Source organism: Streptomyces sp. ISL-87 (assembly GCF_018614095.1).
Classification (GTDB): domain Bacteria; phylum Actinomycetota; class Actinomycetes; order Streptomycetales; family Streptomycetaceae; genus Streptomyces.
This window is the reverse complement of the sequence record NZ_JAGGOY010000110.1, coordinates 19,244-35,997: the sequence shown is the minus strand read 5'-3', so window position 1 is coordinate 35,997 and position 16,754 is coordinate 19,244. Positions and strand designations below refer to the sequence as shown.

General features: G+C 70.2%; 18 protein-coding genes and 4 tRNA genes. 10 read left to right on the top strand and 12 right to left on the bottom strand.

Annotated elements, in window-relative coordinates:
* The 6 genes from J7I97_RS32660 to J7I97_RS32635 all read right to left on the bottom strand — a co-directional run bounded on the left by J7I97_RS32660 (nt 1) and on the right by J7I97_RS32635 (nt 2,795).
* Nucleotides 1-73 (bottom strand) — tRNA-Gly (locus J7I97_RS32660).
* A gap of 22 nt (nt 74-95) precedes the next feature.
* On the bottom strand, nt 96-707 hold the full coding sequence (locus J7I97_RS32655; RefSeq protein WP_214942400.1) for a response regulator transcription factor: 612 nt from the start codon (nt 705-707) through the stop codon (nt 96-98).
* Nucleotides 704-1,930 (bottom strand): histidine kinase, encoded by a 1,227-nt coding sequence (locus J7I97_RS32650; protein ID WP_214942397.1) that lies wholly within the window; start codon nt 1,928-1,930, stop codon nt 704-706. Before J7I97_RS32650 ends, J7I97_RS32655 begins: the two co-directional genes overlap by 4 nt.
* Nucleotides 1,931-2,166: 236 nt before the next feature.
* A tRNA-Gly gene (locus tag J7I97_RS32645) sits at nt 2,167-2,239 on the bottom strand.
* 77 nt (nt 2,240-2,316) lie between these two features.
* Nucleotides 2,317-2,388 (bottom strand) — tRNA-Gly (locus J7I97_RS32640).
* Nucleotides 2,389-2,477: 89 nt separating this feature from the next.
* Nucleotides 2,478-2,795, bottom strand: coding sequence for an Lsr2 family protein (locus tag J7I97_RS32635; protein ID WP_214942393.1), 318 nt, complete (start codon nt 2,793-2,795; stop codon nt 2,478-2,480).
* A 326-nt stretch (nt 2,796-3,121) separates the two neighbouring features.
* On the opposite strand from J7I97_RS32635, the gene purS reads away from it, so the two are divergent.
* From purS to J7I97_RS32605, 6 genes are all read left to right on the top strand, one after another.
* A complete protein-coding gene (purS, locus tag J7I97_RS32630; RefSeq protein WP_214942389.1) occupies nt 3,122-3,382 on the top strand; it encodes a phosphoribosylformylglycinamidine synthase subunit PurS in 261 nt (86 codons plus the stop codon).
* A gap of 2 nt (nt 3,383-3,384) precedes the next feature.
* Complete coding sequence (purQ, locus tag J7I97_RS32625; protein WP_214942387.1) at nt 3,385-4,065, top strand: phosphoribosylformylglycinamidine synthase subunit PurQ; 681 nt, start codon at nt 3,385-3,387, stop codon at nt 4,063-4,065.
* Nucleotides 4,062-6,311, top strand: a complete 2,250-nt coding sequence (purL, locus tag J7I97_RS32620; RefSeq protein ID WP_214942385.1) for a phosphoribosylformylglycinamidine synthase subunit PurL — start codon at nt 4,062-4,064, stop codon at nt 6,309-6,311. Before purQ ends, purL begins: the two co-directional genes overlap by 4 nt.
* Before the next feature lie 140 nt (nt 6,312-6,451).
* Nucleotides 6,452-7,741: a hypothetical protein gene (locus tag J7I97_RS32615; RefSeq protein ID WP_214942384.1), complete on the top strand. Its 1,290-nt coding sequence runs from the start codon at nt 6,452-6,454 to the stop codon at nt 7,739-7,741.
* A gap of 17 nt (nt 7,742-7,758) precedes the next feature.
* Nucleotides 7,759-8,550 carry a maleylpyruvate isomerase family mycothiol-dependent enzyme gene (locus tag J7I97_RS32610; RefSeq protein WP_214942383.1) on the top strand — a complete coding sequence of 264 codons (792 nt, stop codon included), beginning with the start codon at nt 7,759-7,761 and terminating at the stop codon, nt 8,548-8,550.
* 36 nt (nt 8,551-8,586) lie between these two features.
* On the top strand, nt 8,587-9,099 hold the full coding sequence (locus J7I97_RS32605) for an META domain-containing protein (protein ID WP_214942381.1): 513 nt from the start codon (nt 8,587-8,589) through the stop codon (nt 9,097-9,099).
* 4 nt (nt 9,100-9,103) lie between these two features.
* Here the strand turns inward: J7I97_RS32605 and J7I97_RS32600 are convergent, their stop codons facing one another.
* Together J7I97_RS32600 and J7I97_RS40495 are read right to left on the bottom strand one after the other, a co-directional pair.
* Entirely contained in the window at nt 9,104-9,310 is a 207-nt protein-coding gene (locus tag J7I97_RS32600; protein WP_214942379.1) for a hypothetical protein, read from the bottom strand.
* A 116-nt stretch (nt 9,311-9,426) separates the two neighbouring features.
* The gene (locus J7I97_RS40495) at nt 9,427-9,522 is read right to left on the bottom strand and encodes a putative leader peptide (protein ID WP_374103631.1); all 96 of its coding nucleotides are present in this window, start codon (nt 9,520-9,522) and stop codon (nt 9,427-9,429) included.
* Between the two features lie 147 nt (nt 9,523-9,669).
* On the opposite strand from J7I97_RS40495, the gene purF reads away from it, so the two are divergent.
* Nucleotides 9,670-11,187 carry an amidophosphoribosyltransferase gene (gene purF, locus J7I97_RS32595; RefSeq protein ID WP_214942377.1) on the top strand — a complete coding sequence of 506 codons (1,518 nt, stop codon included), beginning with the start codon at nt 9,670-9,672 and terminating at the stop codon, nt 11,185-11,187.
* Nucleotides 11,188-11,286: 99 nt separating this feature from the next.
* Nucleotides 11,287-12,357 carry a phosphoribosylformylglycinamidine cyclo-ligase gene (gene purM, locus J7I97_RS32590; protein WP_214942375.1) on the top strand — a complete coding sequence of 357 codons (1,071 nt, stop codon included), beginning with the start codon at nt 11,287-11,289 and terminating at the stop codon, nt 12,355-12,357.
* Nucleotides 12,358-12,455: 98 nt separating this feature from the next.
* Here the strand turns inward: purM and J7I97_RS32585 are convergent, their stop codons facing one another.
* The gene (locus tag J7I97_RS32585) at nt 12,456-12,719 is read right to left on the bottom strand and encodes a DUF3073 domain-containing protein (RefSeq protein WP_214942373.1); all 264 of its coding nucleotides are present in this window, start codon (nt 12,717-12,719) and stop codon (nt 12,456-12,458) included.
* A gap of 287 nt (nt 12,720-13,006) precedes the next feature.
* Entirely contained in the window at nt 13,007-14,110 is a 1,104-nt protein-coding gene (locus J7I97_RS32580) for a Glu/Leu/Phe/Val dehydrogenase dimerization domain-containing protein (protein WP_308364417.1), read from the bottom strand.
* A 207-nt stretch (nt 14,111-14,317) separates the two neighbouring features.
* Here J7I97_RS32580 and J7I97_RS32575 point away from each other — a divergent pair, with 207 nt between their 5' ends.
* Both J7I97_RS32575 and bldC read left to right on the top strand, forming a co-directional pair.
* Nucleotides 14,318-15,172: a hypothetical protein gene (locus tag J7I97_RS32575; protein ID WP_214942371.1), complete on the top strand. Its 855-nt coding sequence runs from the start codon at nt 14,318-14,320 to the stop codon at nt 15,170-15,172.
* A 603-nt stretch (nt 15,173-15,775) separates the two neighbouring features.
* On the top strand, nt 15,776-15,982 hold the full coding sequence (gene bldC / locus J7I97_RS32570) for a developmental transcriptional regulator BldC (RefSeq protein WP_003949541.1): 207 nt from the start codon (nt 15,776-15,778) through the stop codon (nt 15,980-15,982).
* A 343-nt stretch (nt 15,983-16,325) separates the two neighbouring features.
* Here bldC and J7I97_RS39200 read toward each other — a convergent pair whose 3' ends face one another.
* Together J7I97_RS39200 and J7I97_RS32565 are read right to left on the bottom strand one after the other, a co-directional pair.
* A complete protein-coding gene (locus J7I97_RS39200) occupies nt 16,326-16,559 on the bottom strand; it encodes a DUF6274 family protein (protein WP_251059379.1) in 234 nt (77 codons plus the stop codon).
* A 42-nt stretch (nt 16,560-16,601) separates the two neighbouring features.
* Nucleotides 16,602-16,675 (bottom strand) — tRNA-Asp (locus J7I97_RS32565).
* Between the last annotated feature and the right edge of the window lie 79 nt (nt 16,676-16,754).

Genomic DNA, 16,754 nt, shown 5'->3' with positions numbered 1-16,754 from the left:
AGCGGACAACGCGACTCGAACGCGCGACATCCACCTTGGCAAGGTGGTGCTCTACCAACTGAGCTATGTCCGCATGCGCCGTAACGCGAGACCTACTATACCCAACCTCGCTCCCGTGCGAGACGTACCGCCGTGTGCCGGTTCTCGGCGCCGAGCTTCGTGGCCGCCGAGGACAGGTAGTTCCGTACGGTCCCCTGGGACAGCGAGGCCCGCTCCGCGATCTCAGCGATCGGCGCCCCGTCCCCCGCCAGTTCCAGTACCTCCGCCTCGCGCGCGGTCAGCGGCGAGTCCCCCGCGCTGATCGCGTCGGCCGCCAACTCCGGGTCCACATAACGTCCTCCGGCGTGCACGGTCCGGATCAGCTCGGCCAGCCGCTGCGCGGACACCGTCTTCGGCGCGAAGGCCCGTACCCCCGCCGCGAGGGCCCGCTTCAGGTGCCCGGGGCGGCCGTGGCTCGTCACGATCATGACCCGGCAGTCGGGGAGTTCGGCCCGCAGCGATGTGGCCACACTCACACCGTCGGCCCCCGGCATCTGCAGGTCCAGCACCGCCACGTCCGGCCGGTGCGCCCGCGCCATGGCGAGCGCCTCCGGCCCCGAGGCCGCCTGGGCCACGACCAGCAGATCGTCCTCCAGCGCCAGCAGCGCGGCCAGCGCACCCCGGATCAGGTGTTCGTCATCGGCCAGCAGCACACGTACGGGGCTCACGCCCGCACCTCCAGTCTCTGTCCCGGTATCTCCGCCAGCAGCCGGAAGCGGCCGCCCCCGACCAGACCGGCCTGCAAGGTGCCGTCCACCACCGCGAGCCGCTCCCGAAGCCCCGCGAGCCCCGAGCCCGGCGGCCCGGCCGGCGTCTCGGGCGCCCCGTCGTTCTCCACCAGCAGCGTCAGGGGGCCGGACGATTGCGCTGACAGCCGGATCACACAACTGCGCGCGTCCCCGTGCCGCAGTACGTTCGTGGTCGCCTCCCGCACCACCCAGCCGAGGGCCGACTGCACCTCGGAGGGCAGTACGCGACCGGCCTCGAACTCGACCCGGCAGTCCATCCCGGCGGCGCTCAGCACCCCGCGCGCGCCCTCCAGCTCCACCGTGAGATCCGCCTCCCGGTAGCCGCGCACCACGTCCCGCACCTCGCGCTGCGACTCCCGCGCGATCCGCTGGACCTCGATCATCTGATCCACCGCCTCGGGGCGTTCGCGCCGGGCCAGCTGCACCGCCAGCTCGCTCTTGAGCGCGATCACCGCGAGATTGCGGCCCATCACATCGTGCAGGTCCCGCCCGAAGCGCAGCCGCTCCTCGGCCACCGCCAGCTGCGACTGGAGCTCCCGGGCGCGGTCCAGCTCGTAGACCGTGTTCAGCAGCCAGCCCGAGAACCCGCAGGCGAGGCTGAGGAACAGACCGGTCAGCGTCACCCCGACCGTGTACCCGGCGGCCTCGCCCACCGACAGGCCCAGTACGAGGACCGCCGCGCCCGTGCCGATCCCGGCGGCCGGGGCGACGCACCACATGTGCCGGACCTTCTTCAGGCACAGCACCAGTGATCCGGTGGCGAAGCAGGTCATGCCCGTCACCAGCGACGGGGCCACCGACGCGCTGAGGCCCCCGCTCTTGCGCAGCACGAGGACGGCCAGGCAGGCCACGGCCGTCAGGACCCCAGTCACCACCGCGAGCCGCACCGGGCGTTCACGGCTGCCCACCAGCCAGTCCAGCGCCCTGGAGGAGAGGAACCCGACCATCACGGCGTGCCCGGAGATCATCACGAGGATGGCGAGCAGTCGCATCGTCGGGGCCTCGGTGGCCGTGGAGGCCAGCCCGGCCAACCCGAACGACACGATCTCGATGAGCACGAACAAGTGGAACGACCAGCGGGTGTACAGCTCCACCTTCCCCGCGCTGCTGCGGTTCTTCCACCACCCGGTCAGCTTCGACACGGTTCCCGTCCCCCGACTCGCTCTTGCCGCGCGGCTCCGGGCGGAACCGCCGCTGAACAGCAAACACGGTGATCATGATGCAGGCCATGGTTCAAGCCTCGCGGCGGCCCGGCGACGGCAGCAGTGCGCGCTGTCATCACCACCGATGACATTTGTCAGCGCGGTGATCGGCATATGGCCGGACAGCCGGACATACGACAAAGGCCCCGATCAATGATCGGGGCCTTTGCAGTCTGAGCGGACGACGCGACTCGAACGCGCGACATCCACCTTGGCAAGGTGGTGCTCTACCAACTGAGCTACGTCCGCATACCCGCGACGGCAATTGCCGAGCGGTGCGAGCATCACTCTACCCGATCCACCGGAGTGGTCGGTAAAGCGTGCAGAGCGGGTGACAGGGATCGCACACTGCGCCTTCCCCCTGGAAGAGGGATGTTCTGCTACTGAACTACACCCGCACGACCTTCGGGGCGTTGACCTTGCGGCCCGGCCCCTTGGCGTGATCCACACACTAGCCGATGCCGGGGGGTGGATGGCAAATCCGCACTCAGTGAGCCGCGTTGTAGGCCTCGTAGACGCGCTTCGGGATGCGCCCGCGCGGCGGCACGTCGAACTGGTTCGACCGGGCCCACGCCCGCACGACGGCCGGGTCCGGCGCGATCGCCGTGTGCTTGAACACCTTCCCCGAACGCGACTGGCGGCGGCCCGCGGCCACGAAGGGGGCGAGCTCCGTCCGCAGTTTCTTTGCGTTGGCGGCATTGAGGTCGATCTCGTACGACTTACCGTCCAGGGCGAAGGCGACCGTTTCCGCCGCTTCTCCGCCGTCGATGTCGTCGGAGATTGTGACTACTACGCGCTGCGCCACGGATATCGGTCCCTTCGCGCGCCATCGCCACCCGTTGACGTGCGGTGATGTCGACTGTGTGGATGTTTCGGAGCAATGCATCATTCAGTCGGAAACCCGGCTGATTCCTTTGTACCGCGATTCTCATTGCATTGCGAAGCCCATTTAATTGTCTCCGCGTGTCCCGCCGCAATCCCGGGCGCGTGGTTTTCCGGGGGATTTTGCGAAGCGTTGGTGAAGCCGAAACGCCCTCGGGATCACGGCCGCCCGATATCTACCCGCGTAGAAATTTCGGCCGGGTACGCTGAGGGAACCGCCTTCGCACCAACCACCCAACGGGAGTGCCAGTGGCACGCGTCGTAGTCGACGTCATGCTCAAGCCGGAGATCCTCGACCCTCAGGGCCAGGCGGTGCAGCGTGCACTGCCGCGCCTGGGCTTCGAGGGAATCGCCGACGTCCGCCAGGGGAAGCGTTTCGAACTGGAGGTGGAGGGACCGGTCGACCAGGCCGCCCTCGACCGCATCCACAAGATGGCCGAAACGTTCCTCGCCAACACCGTCATCGAAGACTTCACCGTCCGCGTCGAGACCGCGAAGGTCGAGGCCTGACGGTGACCACTCGCATCGGAGTCGTCACGTTCCCCGGAACGCTCGACGACCGTGACTCGCTGCGCGCCATCCGCCTCGCGGGAGCCGAGCCGGTCTCGCTCTGGCACCGCGACAAGGACCTGCACCAGGTCGACGCGGTCGTCCTCGCGGGCGGCTTCTCCTACGGGGACTACCTGCGCGCCGGGGCCATCTCCCGCTTCTCGCCGGTGATGGAGACGATCATCGAGCAGGCCAAGGGCGGCATGCCCGTCCTCGGCATCTGCAACGGCTTCCAGGTCCTCACCGAGGCCCACCTGCTGCCGGGGGCGATGCTTCGCAACAACCACCTGCACTTCATCTGCCGCGAGCAGAAGCTGCGCGTGGAGAACGCGGGGACCAGCTGGACCGGTGACTACACCGCCGGCCAGGAGATCTCCATCCCGCTGAAGAACATGGACGGCCGCTACACCGCCGACGAGCACACGCTCGACGAACTGGAGGCCGAAGGCCGAGTGGCCTTCCGCTACCTCGACGGCAACCCCAACGGCTCGCTCCGTGACATCGCCGGCATCACCAACGCCGCGGGCAACGTCGTCGGCCTCATGCCGCACCCCGAGCACGCGGTCGAGCCGCTGATCGGGACGGGCCGCACCGACGGCCTCGGATTCTTCACCTCGATCCTGAAGAAGCTGGTAAGCGCATGACCCTGGACACCGTCAAGAACGCCACGGAGACCCCGGACTCGGCGCAGCCCTGGAAGGAGCTCGGCCTCAAGGAGGACGAGTACGCGCGCATCCGGGAGATCCTCGGCCGCCGCCCCACCGGCGCCGAGCTCGCCATGTACTCCGTCATGTGGTCCGAGCACTGCTCGTACAAGAGCAGCAAGGTCCACCTGAAGCAGTTCGGCGAGAAGGCCCCCGAGAACACGGCCATGCTCGTCGGCATCGGCGAGAACGCCGGCGTCGTCGACGTCGGCCAGGGCTACGCGGTCACCTTCAAGGTCGAGTCGCATAACCACCCCTCGTACATCGAGCCCTACCAGGGCGCGGCCACCGGCGTCGGCGGCATCGTCCGCGACATCCTCGCCATGGGCGCCCGCCCGGTCGCGGTCGTGGACCCGCTGCGCTTCGGCGCGGCCGACCACCCCGACACCAAGCGCGTCCTGCCGGGCGTGGTCGCGGGCATCGGCGGCTACGGCAACTGCCTCGGCCTGCCCAACATCGGCGGCGAGGTCGTCTTCGACGCCTGCTACCAGGGCAACCCGCTGGTCAACGCCGGCTGCATCGGCGTGATGAAGCACGAGGACATCCACCTCGCCAAGGCCTCCGGCCCCGGCAACAAGGTCGTCCTCTACGGCGCGCGCACGGGCGGCGACGGCATCGGCGGCGTCTCGGTCCTCGCGTCCGAGACCTTCGACGACTCGAAGCCGACCAAGCGCCCCGCCGTCCAGGTCGGCGACCCCTTCCAGGAGAAGCTCCTCATCGAGTGCACCCTGGAGATCTTCAAGGAGAAGCTGGTCGCGGGCATCCAGGACCTCGGCGGCGCCGGCCTGTCCTGCGCCACCTCCGAGCTGGCCTCCGCCGGTTCCGGCGGCATGCGCGTGGAGCTGGACACCGTCCCGCTGCGCGACGCGACCCTCTCGCCCGAGGAAATCCTCATGAGCGAGTCGCAGGAGCGCATGTGCGCGATCGTCGAGCCGCAGCACGTCGACCGCTTCATGGAGATCTGCGAGAAGTGGGACGTCATCGCCACCGTCATCGGTGAGGTGACCGACGGCGAACGCCTGGAGATCTTCTGGCACGGCGAGCAGATCGTGGACGTGCCGCCGGGCACCGTCGCCCACGAAGGCCCGGTGTACGAGCGCCCGTACGCCCGCCCCGAGTGGCAGGACGCCCTCCAGGCCGACGACGCCGGCAAGCTGCCCCGCCCGCAGACCTCCGAGGAGCTCCGCGCGCAGGTCCTGGCCCTGGTCTCGTCCCCGAACCAGGCGTCCAAGTCGTGGGTCACCGACCAGTACGACCGCTTCGTGCAGGGCAACACCGTCCTGTCGCAGCCCGAGGACGCCGGCATGGTCCGCATCGACGAGGAGACCAACCTCGGCGTGGCCATGGCGACGGACGGCAACGGCCGCTTCGCGAAGCTCGACCCGTACACCGGTGCGCAGCTCGCGCTGGCGGAGGCGTACCGCAACGTCGCCGCGACCGGCGCCAAGCCGCTGGCCATCTCCGACTGCCTGAACTTCGGCTCGCCGGAGGACCCGGGCGTCATGTGGCAGTTCGCCGAGGCCTGCCGGGGCCTGGCGGACGGCTGCCTGGAGCTGGGCACGCCGGTGACGGGCGGCAACGTCTCGCTCTACAACCAGACGGGCGAGACCGCGATCCACCCGACCCCGGTCGTGGCGGTCCTCGGTGTGATCGACGACGTCAACCGCCGTACGCCGATGGCGTTCGCGGAGGCCGGCCAGCTGCTGTACCTGCTGGGCGACACGGCCGAGGAGTTCGGCGGCTCGGCCTGGTCCCAGGTCGTCCACGACCACCTGGGCGGCCTGCCGCCGAAGGTGGACCTGGGCCGCGAGAAGCTCCTGGCGGAGATCCTGATCTCGGCGTCGCGCGACGGCATGGTCGACGCCGCGCACGACCTCTCGGACGGCGGCGTCATCCAGGCGCTCACCGAGTCCTGCCTGCGCGGCGGCAACGGCGCGCGGGTCGTGGTCCCGGAGGGTCTGGACGCGTTCACCTTCCTGTTCTCCGAGTCCGCGGGCCGGGCCATCGTGGCCGTCCCGCGCAGCGAGGAGCTCCGCTTCACCGACATGTGCGGCGCGCGCGGCCTGCCCGCCGCCCGCATCGGTGTGGTGGACGGCGAGGCCATCGAGATCCAGGGCGAGTTCACCCTCCCCCTGGCCGAGCTCCGCGAGGCCCACGAGGCGACGATCCCGGCACTGCTGGCCTGATCCCCGCTTCCGCTCCCGAGCCCCCGTCCGGAACTCCCGGCCGGGGGCTCGGCCGTTCCCGCGCAACCGCTGAGCGGCCGTAGCGATTCCGTGCCCCGCAGGCCCTTTGAGCTGCGGGGGGAGGTCCGCATACTGACGCCGTGAGCGACATCGTCAAGAACCTGCCCGAAGCGGCCATACCCAAGGGCGGCGCCCCGGCCTGGGAGCTTGAGGCCGCACGGCGCTGGCGCGACGCACGCGTCCCCGCGGTCTTCGCGCCCATCCCCGTCGGCTGGGCCCTCGTACCCCTGGTCGTCCTCGCGTTCATGCTGGTCGGCTCGGACGAAACCCACGTCGCCCCGGCGCACGACACCCAGTGGGCCGGCTTCCACTCCGCGGTCCTGTTCCTCGCCCTGCCCGCCTGGTACCGCTTCCTGCCGGCCGCCACCATACTGTCCGCGCCCGTCATCGCCCTGGACCTGGTCGTCCGTAAGAACGGGCTGGCCTCCGCCGAGAGCGCGACACGGGCCGGAACGTGGCTGGTCGTCGCCCTCTGCGCCTGGACGTTCACCGGCGCCGTGCTGCGCCTGCGGTCCCGACGGCGACAGCGAGCCCTCTTCCTCGAAGCGGCCGGGGACGCCCGCCACCCGGTTCCGGAGCACCTCCCCGCCGGCCACCGCCACCGCGGCCGGGGGCCGATCCTCGCCGGAGCGCTGCTCTGCCTCGTCGGCGGCGCGTCCCTGCTCTGGGCCGTCACCGAGGACCTGCGGGCGGGCGAGGGGGCCCCGTACGACGCCATCGGCCAGCAGATGCTGGCCCTGCTGCTGCTCATCCCCGGGATCCCGCTCCTCGGGCGCGGCCTCACGGCACGGCGCGCCGCCCGGCGGCTGCACGACGGGCCGCAGCCAGTGCTGCGTGTCGGGGTCCGCCGTGAGGTGCTCAGGCACACCTGGCTCGTCGCGGACGCCCGGACGACGACCGCCTCGGCCCTGATCGGGTTCCGCGACCGGTTCCAGGACAATCACCGGTTCGGGAGCCGGGGCGCGCGGACCCGCGTCGGCGGGGCGGAGAGCCGGCTGCGCGCCGAGCACCACGACATCGACGAGACCCATGAGCCCTACGAGGCGCTCCTGTACGGCGTGCCCTGCGAGGGAGCCGAGGTGATCCTGGAGTACGCCGTCTACTCGGGCGGCAGCACGATCGTCTCCGAGGTGCGGGCCGCCCCGCTGCTGCCCGTACGCCGTCACCGCCTGCGCCCGTGGAAGCCGGCCGGCACTTCGTACCACCTGAGGCGCGAGGCGGACGCGGAGGAAAGGCGCAAGAAGCGGGCCGCCCGGGCCGCCCGCGGCGGCGGTGACTCCGGCGGCTACGGCTGTGGCAGCGACAGCAGCTGTGGCAGCGACAGCAGTTGCGGCAGCAGCTGCGGTGGCGGCTGCGGCGGCGGCGACTGATCGGGCAGACTCGCCGCATGGCACCCAGGATCCGTACGTACGACGCCGCCAAGATCCGCGCGGCCGTCACCGCGCAGTTCGGGCACATCGCCGACGCCGTCCGGGAACTGACCCCCGAACAGCTCGGCCGGGACAGCGGGCTCGGCGACTGGACCGTGGCCGACCTGGCCGCGCACATCGCGTGGATCGCCGACTCGCTGGCGGGCGGGCTCGCCCGCCCGCCAGCGATCATGGCGGAGCTGACGGCCGTCGAATGGCCCTCCGCCACCGCATCCCTCGCCGGGAAGATCGCCGAGGCGGCCAAGGAGACCCTGGACGGCGCCCCGCCGTCCGAGCTCCCCGAGCTGATCGACCGCGCCGGCGCCCGCATGGCCGAGGCGCTGGCCGCGAACCCCGGCAGGCGGGTGCTGAACCTGTGGATCGGCGACATGACCCTCGCCGATTTCCTCGTCACCCGGACGGTGGAGCTGGTGGTGCACACCGACGACCTGAACCGGGCCGCCGGAGTGGACATCCCGATCGAGCGGCAGGCCCTGGCCGCCTGCACCCGGCTGCTCGCCGACGCCCTCGCGCTCAAGGCGCCGGGCGGCTCCGTGGAGGTGCGGATCCCGCCCTTCGCGGTGGTCCAGTGCATCGAGGGCCCCCGGCACACCCGGGGCACCCCGCCGAACGTGGTGGAGTCCGACCCGCTGACCTGGATCCGGCTGGCCACTGGGCGTACGGACTGGGCCTCGGCCGTGGAGGGCGCGCAGGTCAGGGCCAGCGGGGAACGGGCCGACCTGTCGGCGCTGCTGCCGGTGATGAGCTGAGCGGAACCGCCTCGGCACGGTATCCGTCCCAGGGACATGCCTACGCTCCGGCACCTCCCCGCCGCCCTGGTCGCCGTACTGGCCCTCGCCACCGCCACCACCGCCTGCGGTGACGGCGGGGGCACGCCCGGCACTTCCGCCGACGGGAACACCATCGTGATGACCGACGAGCCCCCCGCGCCGGGCGCCCCGCTCACCGCGACCCGATGGACCGTGGACTCGCTGGTCAGCGGCGAGACCGTGTCCTCCGTCCCGCCCGAAGCGACCGGGAAGGCCGCCTTCACGATCGCCGCCGACGGCGCCGCGAGCGGCACCCTCGGCTGCAACCGGTTCAGCGCCAAGGCCGCGGTCGACGGCCCGAAGCTCACTTTCGGGCCGCTGACCACCACCCGGATGGCCTGCCCGGGCCCGCGCGGCGAGCTCGAGCGGACGCTGACCGAGCTGTTCGGCGCCGGCCCGCTCACCTGGAAGATCCACGCCCAGGCCCTGACCCTCACCGCCGCCGACGGCAAGGGCCTCACCGCCCGGGCGGCCTCCGCCGCGGAGTGAACCGTCAGCCCGGGTAGCTGTTCGGACGCCGGGAGTGCCGGCCGCGCGCGGCCCGGAACTCGCGCTCATCAGCGGCCGACGGGGACCCGGCCTCCCGGGCCTCGGCGCCCTGGGCGGGGGCGGCGCCCAGCCCCACCGCCGCGGCGGCCGCGGTCACTCCGACGGCGCCGCCGAAGGCACGCCGGGACAGCTTGCTGTTGTACGAAGACACAAGTACTTCAAGGCGCAGCTCACCCACCCGCCCCGGGCGGGGCGCGGGACGGCGCGCGGCACGGCAGGGCAGGGCTGGGGAGAGCGGAAATGTGAAAAGAGGGAAAAGAGTTGTGGCTACGCGAAACAGCGACAGATGGCGCTCGCGGCACGGACCAGGTCTACGTGGCGGCGCTCGACGAGGGTGACGGATCGGTCACCGAGGGGCTGCATGGGCGAGCGCCTGTACGAATGCGCTTGTAGCTGTCAACAAGTCCATCCGAATACCGAGACGGGGGCGTCCGGTCACCCTCTGTGCTGTGACATTTCCCGGCCGTCCCCAATTCGGACCAGTGGTCGATCTCGCCTACACTCGGGAGCGTGCCTCGTGGTGATGGACGACTCAACCACGACCTGCTCCCCGGCGAAAAGGGCCCCCAGGACGCTTGCGGCGTCTTCGGTGTCTGGGCTCCGGGTGAAGAGGTCGCCAAGCTCACCTACTTCGGACTGTATGCGCTGCAGCACCGTGGACAAGAGTCCGCGGGAATCGCTGTGAGCAACGGTTCCCAGATCCTCGTCTTCAAGGACATGGGCCTCGTTTCCCAGGTCTTCGACGAAACCTCTCTCGGCTCGCTCCAGGGTCATATTGCGGTCGGTCACGCCCGCTACTCGACCACTGGTGCCTCCGTCTGGGAGAACGCGCAGCCCACTTTCCGCGCGACCGCCCACGGCTCCATTGCCCTGGGTCACAACGGCAACCTGGTGAACACCGCCGAGCTTGCCGAGATGGTCGCCGACCTCCCCCGTCAGGACGGCCGCGCCACCCAGGTGGCGGCCACCAATGACACCGATCTCGTGACGGCCCTGCTGGCCGGCCAGGTCGACGACGACGGCAAGCCCCTGACCATCGAGGAGTCGGCCACCAAGGTCCTCCCGAAGGTCAAGGGCGCGTTCTCGCTCGTCTTCATGGACGAGGGGACCCTCTACACCGCCCGTGACCCGCAGGGCATCCGCCCGCTGGTCCTCGGCCGCCTGGAGCGCGGCTGGGTGGTCGCGAGTGAGACCGCCGCCCTCGACATCTGCGGCGCCAGCTTCGTCCGCGAGGTCGAGCCGGGCGAGCTCATCGCGATCGACGAGAACGGCCTGCGCACCTCCCGCTTCGCGGAAGCAAAGCCCAAGGGCTGTGTCTTCGAGTACGTCTACCTGGCGCGCCCGGACACCGACATCGCCGGCCGGAACGTCTACCTCTCGCGTGTCGAGATGGGCCGGCGCCTGGCCAAGGAAGCCCCGGTGGACGCCGACCTGGTGATAGCGACGCCGGAATCCGGCACGCCCGCCGCCGTCGGGTACGCCGAGGCCAGTGGGATCCCCTACGGCTCCGGCCTGGTCAAGAACGCCTACGTCGGCCGGACCTTCATCCAGCCCTCGCAGACGATCCGCCAGCTCGGCATCCGCCTCAAGCTCAACCCGCTCAAGGAAGTCATCCGGGGCAAGCGCCTGGTGGTCGTCGACGACTCGATCGTCCGCGGCAACACCCAGCGCGCCCTCGTGAAGATGCTCCGCGAAGCCGGCGCGGCCGAGGTCCACATCCGGATCTCCTCGCCGCCGGTGAAGTGGCCGTGCTTCTTCGGCATCGACTTCGCCACCCGGGCCGAGCTGATCGCCAACGGCATGACGGTCGATGAGATCGCCACGTCGCTCGGCGCGGACTCGCTCTCGTACATCTCGCTCGACGCGATGATCGAGGCGACGACCATCCAGAAGCCCAACCTCTGCCGTGCCTGCTTCGACGGCGAGTACCCCATGGAGCTGCCCGACCCGCAGCTCCTGGGCAAGCAGCTTCTGGAGAGCGAGCTCGCGGGCGGCACCGACGCCGCCGACGCGCTCCGCCGTCCGTAAGGCCCCGCCTCCGGCTCAACCTGCGCAGGGGCCTGTCTTTCAGGCTTTTCCCAGGTCCCTGCACCAACAGCAGTAACGACACGAAAGCTCTCTCCTGTCATGACAGAGAAGACCACCGGTGCCAGCTACGCCGCCGCGGGCGTCGACATCGAAGCCGGAGACCGCGCCGTCGAGCTCATGAAGGAGTGGGTGAAGAAGACGCAGCGCCCCGAGGTCCTCGGCGGCCTCGGCGGCTTCGCCGGCCTCTTCGACGCCTCCGCCCTCAAGCGCTACGAGCGCCCCCTGCTCGCCTCCGCCACCGACGGGGTCGGCACCAAGGTGGACATCGCCCGGCAGATGGGCGTCTACGACACCATCGGCCACGACCTGGTCGCGATGGTCATGGACGACATCGTCGTCTGCGGCGCCGAGCCGCTCTTCATGACCGACTACATCTGCGTCGGCAAGGTCCACCCCGAGCGGGTCGCGCAGATCGTCAAGGGCATCGCCGAGGGCTGTGTCCTCGCCGGCTGCGCCCTGGTCGGCGGCGAGACCGCCGAGCACCCCGGCCTGCTGGGCCCGGACGACTTCGACGTGGCGGGCGCCGGCACCGGTGTCGTCGAGTACGACCGGCTGCTGGGCGCGGATCGCATCCGCACGGGTGACGCCGTCATCGCGATGGCGTCCTCCGGCCTTCACTCGAACGGGTACTCGCTCGTCCGGCACGTCCTCTTCGACCGCGCCGGCATGTCCCTGGAGAGCCACGTCGAGGAGCTCGGCCGGACCCTCGGCGAGGAGCTCCTGGAGCCCACGAAGATCTACTCGCTGGACTGCATGGCTCTCACCCGTACGGCCGAGGTGCACGCGTACTCGCACATCACCGGCGGCGGCCTCGCGGCGAACCTGGCCCGCGTGATCCCGGACCACCTGCACGCCACGGTCGACCGCTCGACCTGGGCCCCGGGCGCGGTCTTCGACCTGGTCGGCAAGGCCGGACAGGTGGAGCAGCTGGAGCTGGAGAAGACCCTGAACATGGGCGTCGGCATGATGGCCGTGGTCCCGCAGGAGTCGGTCGACGTGGCCCTGACCGCGCTGGCCGACCGGGGCGTGGACGCCTGGGTCGCGGGCGAGATCCTGGACCGCGGCGACCACACCGAGGGCGCGACCCTGACCGGTACCTACGGGGTCTGAGCAGCACTAAACCCGGTCCGGGGCCATGGCCCTGGACCGGGTTCTTTGCTTGACTGCGCTCACCGGTCGCCTACCGGTAGGTGGAAACGCGAAAGGCGTCAAGCGCCGCGACGCTGTGCCGACGGACCGGACTCTTCGTCCTCGTCGTCGTCATCGCTGTTGTACAGATCCGCGTACTTGGCGTACGGGTCGTCGTCGTCATCCAGATCGTCATCGACTTCGACCGGTTCGCTGACAGGCAGCGGATCCGTCGGCGATGCGCCCAGCTCATTGGCCAGACGCGAGAGGTCAGTCCCGCCGCTGTTGTACTTCAGCTGGCGGGCGACCTTTGTCTGCTTGGCCTTGGCCCGGCCGCGCCCCATGGCTCGACCCCCTCGGTGACGGGGCTCGACGGCCCCAGAGTCTGACACGCGTTCATGGTTCGGAGCGGGCTCTCCGTGGAGAGACCGTCCGTAGGGGTTTAACGGTACCTGCTTCCGCGGCCATACGGTACGCCGCCCGCATGACGCGCCTCGATGCAGAACCAGCGAAGCGCCCCGTCCTCGCTGGTCAGCTGCGATTTTAACCCTTTCCTGGCGGGCGACCCGCCGAAGTGCAGTGAGTTCCGTCTCGCCGCACCCCGGCGGGCGCACCCAGGTCCCGGAGAGGGTCAGACCGCGCGGGCCGCGCGCGCGTCGGCCATCCGCTGCTCGGCGATCCGGTCGGCCGCCGCGGCCGGCGGAATGCCGTCCGTCTTCGCACGAGCGAATATGGCCAGGGTGGTGTCGAAGATCTTCGCGGCCTTGGCCTTGCAGCGGTCGAAGTCGAAGCCGTGCAGTTCGTCGGCGACCTGGATGACACCGCCGGCGTTGACCACGTAGTCGGGCGCGTAGAGGATCCCGCGGTCCGCGAGGTCCTTCTCCACACCCGGGTGGGCGAGCTGGTTGTTCGCCGCGCCGCACACGACCTTGGCGGTCAGGGCGGGCACGGTGTCGTCGTTCAGGGCGCCGCCCAGCGCGCACGGGGCGTAGATGTCGAGGCCCTCGGTGCGGATCAGCGCGTCCGTGTCGACGACCGCGGTCACCTTGCCCGGGTGCTTGTCGAGGATGCGCTGCACGGACTCCTGGCGCGGGTCCGTGATGACGACCTCGGCGCCGTCCTCCAGCAGGTGCTCGACCAGGTAGCGGCCGACCTTGCCGACGCCGGCCACGGCGACCTTGCGGCCGCGCAGGGTCGGGTCGCCCCAAAGGTGCTGGGCGCTGGCCCGCATGCCCTGGAAGACACCGAAGGCGGTGAGGACCGAGGAGTCGCCGGCGCCGCCGTTCTCGGGGGACCGGCCGGTCGCCCAGCGGGTCTCGCGGGCCACGATGTCCATGTCCGCGACGTACGTGCCGACGTCGCAGGCGGTGACGTAGCGGCCGCCGAGGGACTCCACGAACCGGCCGTAGGCCAGCAGCAGTTCTGTCCTTTGCGAGGCCTCCATGACCTCGGGGTCACCGATGATCACGGCCTTGCCGCCGCCCAGGTCGAGACCGGCGAGGGCGTTCTTGTACGACATGCCGCGCGAGAGGTTCAGCGCGTCGAGGACGGCCTCCTCGTCGGAGGCGTACGCGTGGAACCGCGTACCACCGAGGGCGGGGCCCAGGGCGGTGGAGTGGATCGCGATGACGGCCTTCAGGCCGGTGGCTCGGTCCTGGCACAGCACGACTTGCTCGTGGCCGCCCTGCTCCGTACGGAACAGGGTGTGCAGGACGCCGTCGGTCATTTCGGTCACGGTGGTGACTCCCATGGAAGAGATGCGGCGGAAATACGCCCGCCCTGCGGGTGGGGGAGGGCGTGCTGGGAGCAGCGTAAGACCTAGGGGGCCCACCCAGTCGACCTGTCCGAGGATCGGAACTCTCCCGGAGTATGTGAGGCCTCGCTGGAGGGTCGGCTGACGCCCGGCGGAGTACCGCCGGGCGGCGCGGGGGAGTACGAGAGCGTGAGCGAATCCCCCGACCCCCCGCTGCCCTCCGCGCGCCGGGCGCCGACCGTCCCGTACGCCTCTTACCTGCGCGTCTACGAGCCCCTGGCGGCTTTCCCGGAGGCGGAGCGCGCGCACTGGGCCGACTACGCCCGGCGCGGGGTCGCGCCGACCGCCCAGGACGAACTGCGCCGGTCCCTCACCGACTTGGTCCGGGTGCCCGTGGTCGCGGTGCCGGTGCACGAGAGTGCGGACGCCTTCACGGCGGAGGTGGGCGGGGCGCTGCTGGTCTGCCCGTGGCGGACCCGGCTGCGCGGCTGGCTGGCGCTCCAGGAGCTGGTGGCCGAGTTCCCGCGTCCGGTGCTCGACGCGGCGCTGCCGCCGGGGGTGCGCCGGCGGGTGACCGACGACTACGAGGCCTGGCGCGCGCGGAACCCGGACGCGCGGCCGTGGATCCGGACCGGGGTGTGGCAGGTGCCGCTGCGCTGGTTCGTCCTGGTGGCCGACGAGGAGCGGGAGTACCTGCCGGGCGAGCGGCTGCGTTACCGGACGCCGATGGTGCAGGCCCGCAGGCGGCTCGCGCGGGGGCTGCGGACACTGCGGGAGGCGGACGGTTACGCGGGGCTGGCGGAGGGCCTGGTGGAAGTCGGGAGGTGGCTGGAGGAGTTCCACCCGCGCTCGATGGTCGAACTGGACTACGGCGGGCTGCTGCACGCGCTCCCGGCGGACGGGCTGGCGGGCGACCGCTCGGCGCGGGACCTGGCGGCGGGGATCGCGGCGCTGCGGGCCGGGGACGCCGAGGGGGCGGCCGAGGCGTACGGGGAGCTCGCGGACCGGTGGCGGGCGGTCCGGGAGAGACTGTTCGCGAATTAGCCGCGGGTCGCGGGTCGCGGGTCGCACGTCGCGGGTAGCCCGCGAGCCGGGGTACGTGCTCGAGATCACATTTCGGGGTTTCGCGTTCCGCCCGTATCGGTCGATCGGGCATAATCCGCAGATCAGGGCCTTGATCACCGCATTAAGGTCTTAGTGCCAGGACCTACGTCCCGATACGGGCCATTGGCCCAAGGGTGACGGACCGCACTAACTACGCCCTTGCGCCCTTCCCCTACCCTCGTGCCAAAATAGGACAAGGAGTCCGGGGAGGGTTCCTTCCGCCCAACTAAGGGCGGAATGCTCGGTATTGCACTCTACGGGGGGTCTGACGACTCCTGATCGCTCTGTGACTGATCGTCACAGTAGGGTGACTGTCCGTTATGGGGCGGTCCATCGGCTTCCGCCGCTGATGAACACCTCGGAGGGCAATTCCATCGGTTTGGCCGTCGAGGCTGGACGGATGGTGTAGTTGTAGTGCCGAGGACAAGCCGTTCGTCCTATAACCGACTCGGCCTGCGTATGTCCATTTCGGGCAACGCGGGCCAAGGTGCAGAATTTAGAGGAAAGAACCGAGATGGTTCGGTTCTCCCGAGGAGGCCGCTCATGACCGCTCGCACCCCTGATGCCGAGCCGCTGCTGACCCCGGCTGAGGTTGCCACGATGTTCCGCGTGGACCCGAAGACGGTCACCCGCTGGGCCAAGGCTGGCAAGCTCACGTCCATCCGCACCCTGGGTGGACACCGCCGTTACCGCGAGGCTGAGGTTCGCGCACTGCTTGCGGGAATTCCGCAGCAGCGCAGCGAGGCCTGAGGTCCCGCTACACCCCGTTTTAACGGGTTCATATCGGGTCCCCCAATCCGATGAAACCCACATAGCTTCATACGGCCGGATCTGCCCCAACAGGTCCATCGGTCGTCGATCGCGCTGGACTCCGCCGGGTCCAGCGCGATCTTTTTTATGCCCAGGTCAGGGTGCGTCGGCGGGAAGTCGGGGCCCCGGCGGGATGGGTGCCATTGCACATATTAAATCGAGCGCGCGTAGGGGTGCGATAAATGTGTGAGTCCCAAAAACTCATGTGGTGACACCCGTCACAGATGATCACTCTTGTACACATGGCAATACGCCCGTAAGGGGATGTGCGTAACGCACTGCTTCATACGGATGGGGGATTTTTTCCGGACTGGCCGGAGTGGCGCCCCGATCCCTGTTCCGGCTCGCGGCCACCGAGGCCCAGCGTGAGGCGCTGGAGGCGCTGGAGGCGGTGGCAGACCAGGCAATGGCGGGAAAGGTGGGGGCGGGGCCCCACGGCCCGCAGATGGGCCCTCAGGAGCGCTCTGAACTCGTCCCGGGTCGCCACAGGGTCGTCTCCTGTCGTCCGCCAACGCATCAGGGCCCGTATCCCTGGGGGATACGGGCCCTGATGTTATTGCGAACCTGACGGGACTTGAACCCGCGACCTCCACCTTGACAGGGTGGCGAGCTAACCAACTGCTCCACAGGTCCTTGATTTGCGGCCGCTCGGCGGCTGCGAATCAGACTGTACAGCAGCTCAGGGGGTGCAGTCGAACCCGGTCGCGGGGAG

Excerpts from the sequence above, each read along its gene's own strand:
- purL (WP_214942385.1), top strand. The coding sequence starts at position 4,062 with ATGACCCTGGACACCGTCAAGAACGCCACGGAGACCCCGGACTCGGCG.
- J7I97_RS32610 (WP_214942383.1), top strand. The coding sequence starts at position 7,759 with ATGGCACCCAGGATCCGTACGTACGACGCCGCCAAGATCCGCGCGGCC.
- J7I97_RS32605 (WP_214942381.1), top strand. The coding sequence starts at position 8,587 with ATGCCTACGCTCCGGCACCTCCCCGCCGCCCTGGTCGCCGTACTGGCC.
- J7I97_RS40495 (WP_374103631.1), bottom strand. The coding sequence starts at position 9,522 with ATGCAGCCCCTCGGTGACCGATCCGTCACCCTCGTCGAGCGCCGCCAC.
- purM (WP_214942375.1), top strand. The coding sequence starts at position 11,287 with ATGACAGAGAAGACCACCGGTGCCAGCTACGCCGCCGCGGGCGTCGAC.
- J7I97_RS32585 (WP_214942373.1), bottom strand. The coding sequence starts at position 12,719 with ATGGGGCGCGGCCGGGCCAAGGCCAAGCAGACAAAGGTCGCCCGCCAG.
- bldC (WP_003949541.1), top strand. The coding sequence starts at position 15,776 with ATGACCGCTCGCACCCCTGATGCCGAGCCGCTGCTGACCCCGGCTGAG.
- J7I97_RS39200 (WP_251059379.1), bottom strand. The coding sequence starts at position 16,559 with ATGCGTTGGCGGACGACAGGAGACGACCCTGTGGCGACCCGGGACGAG.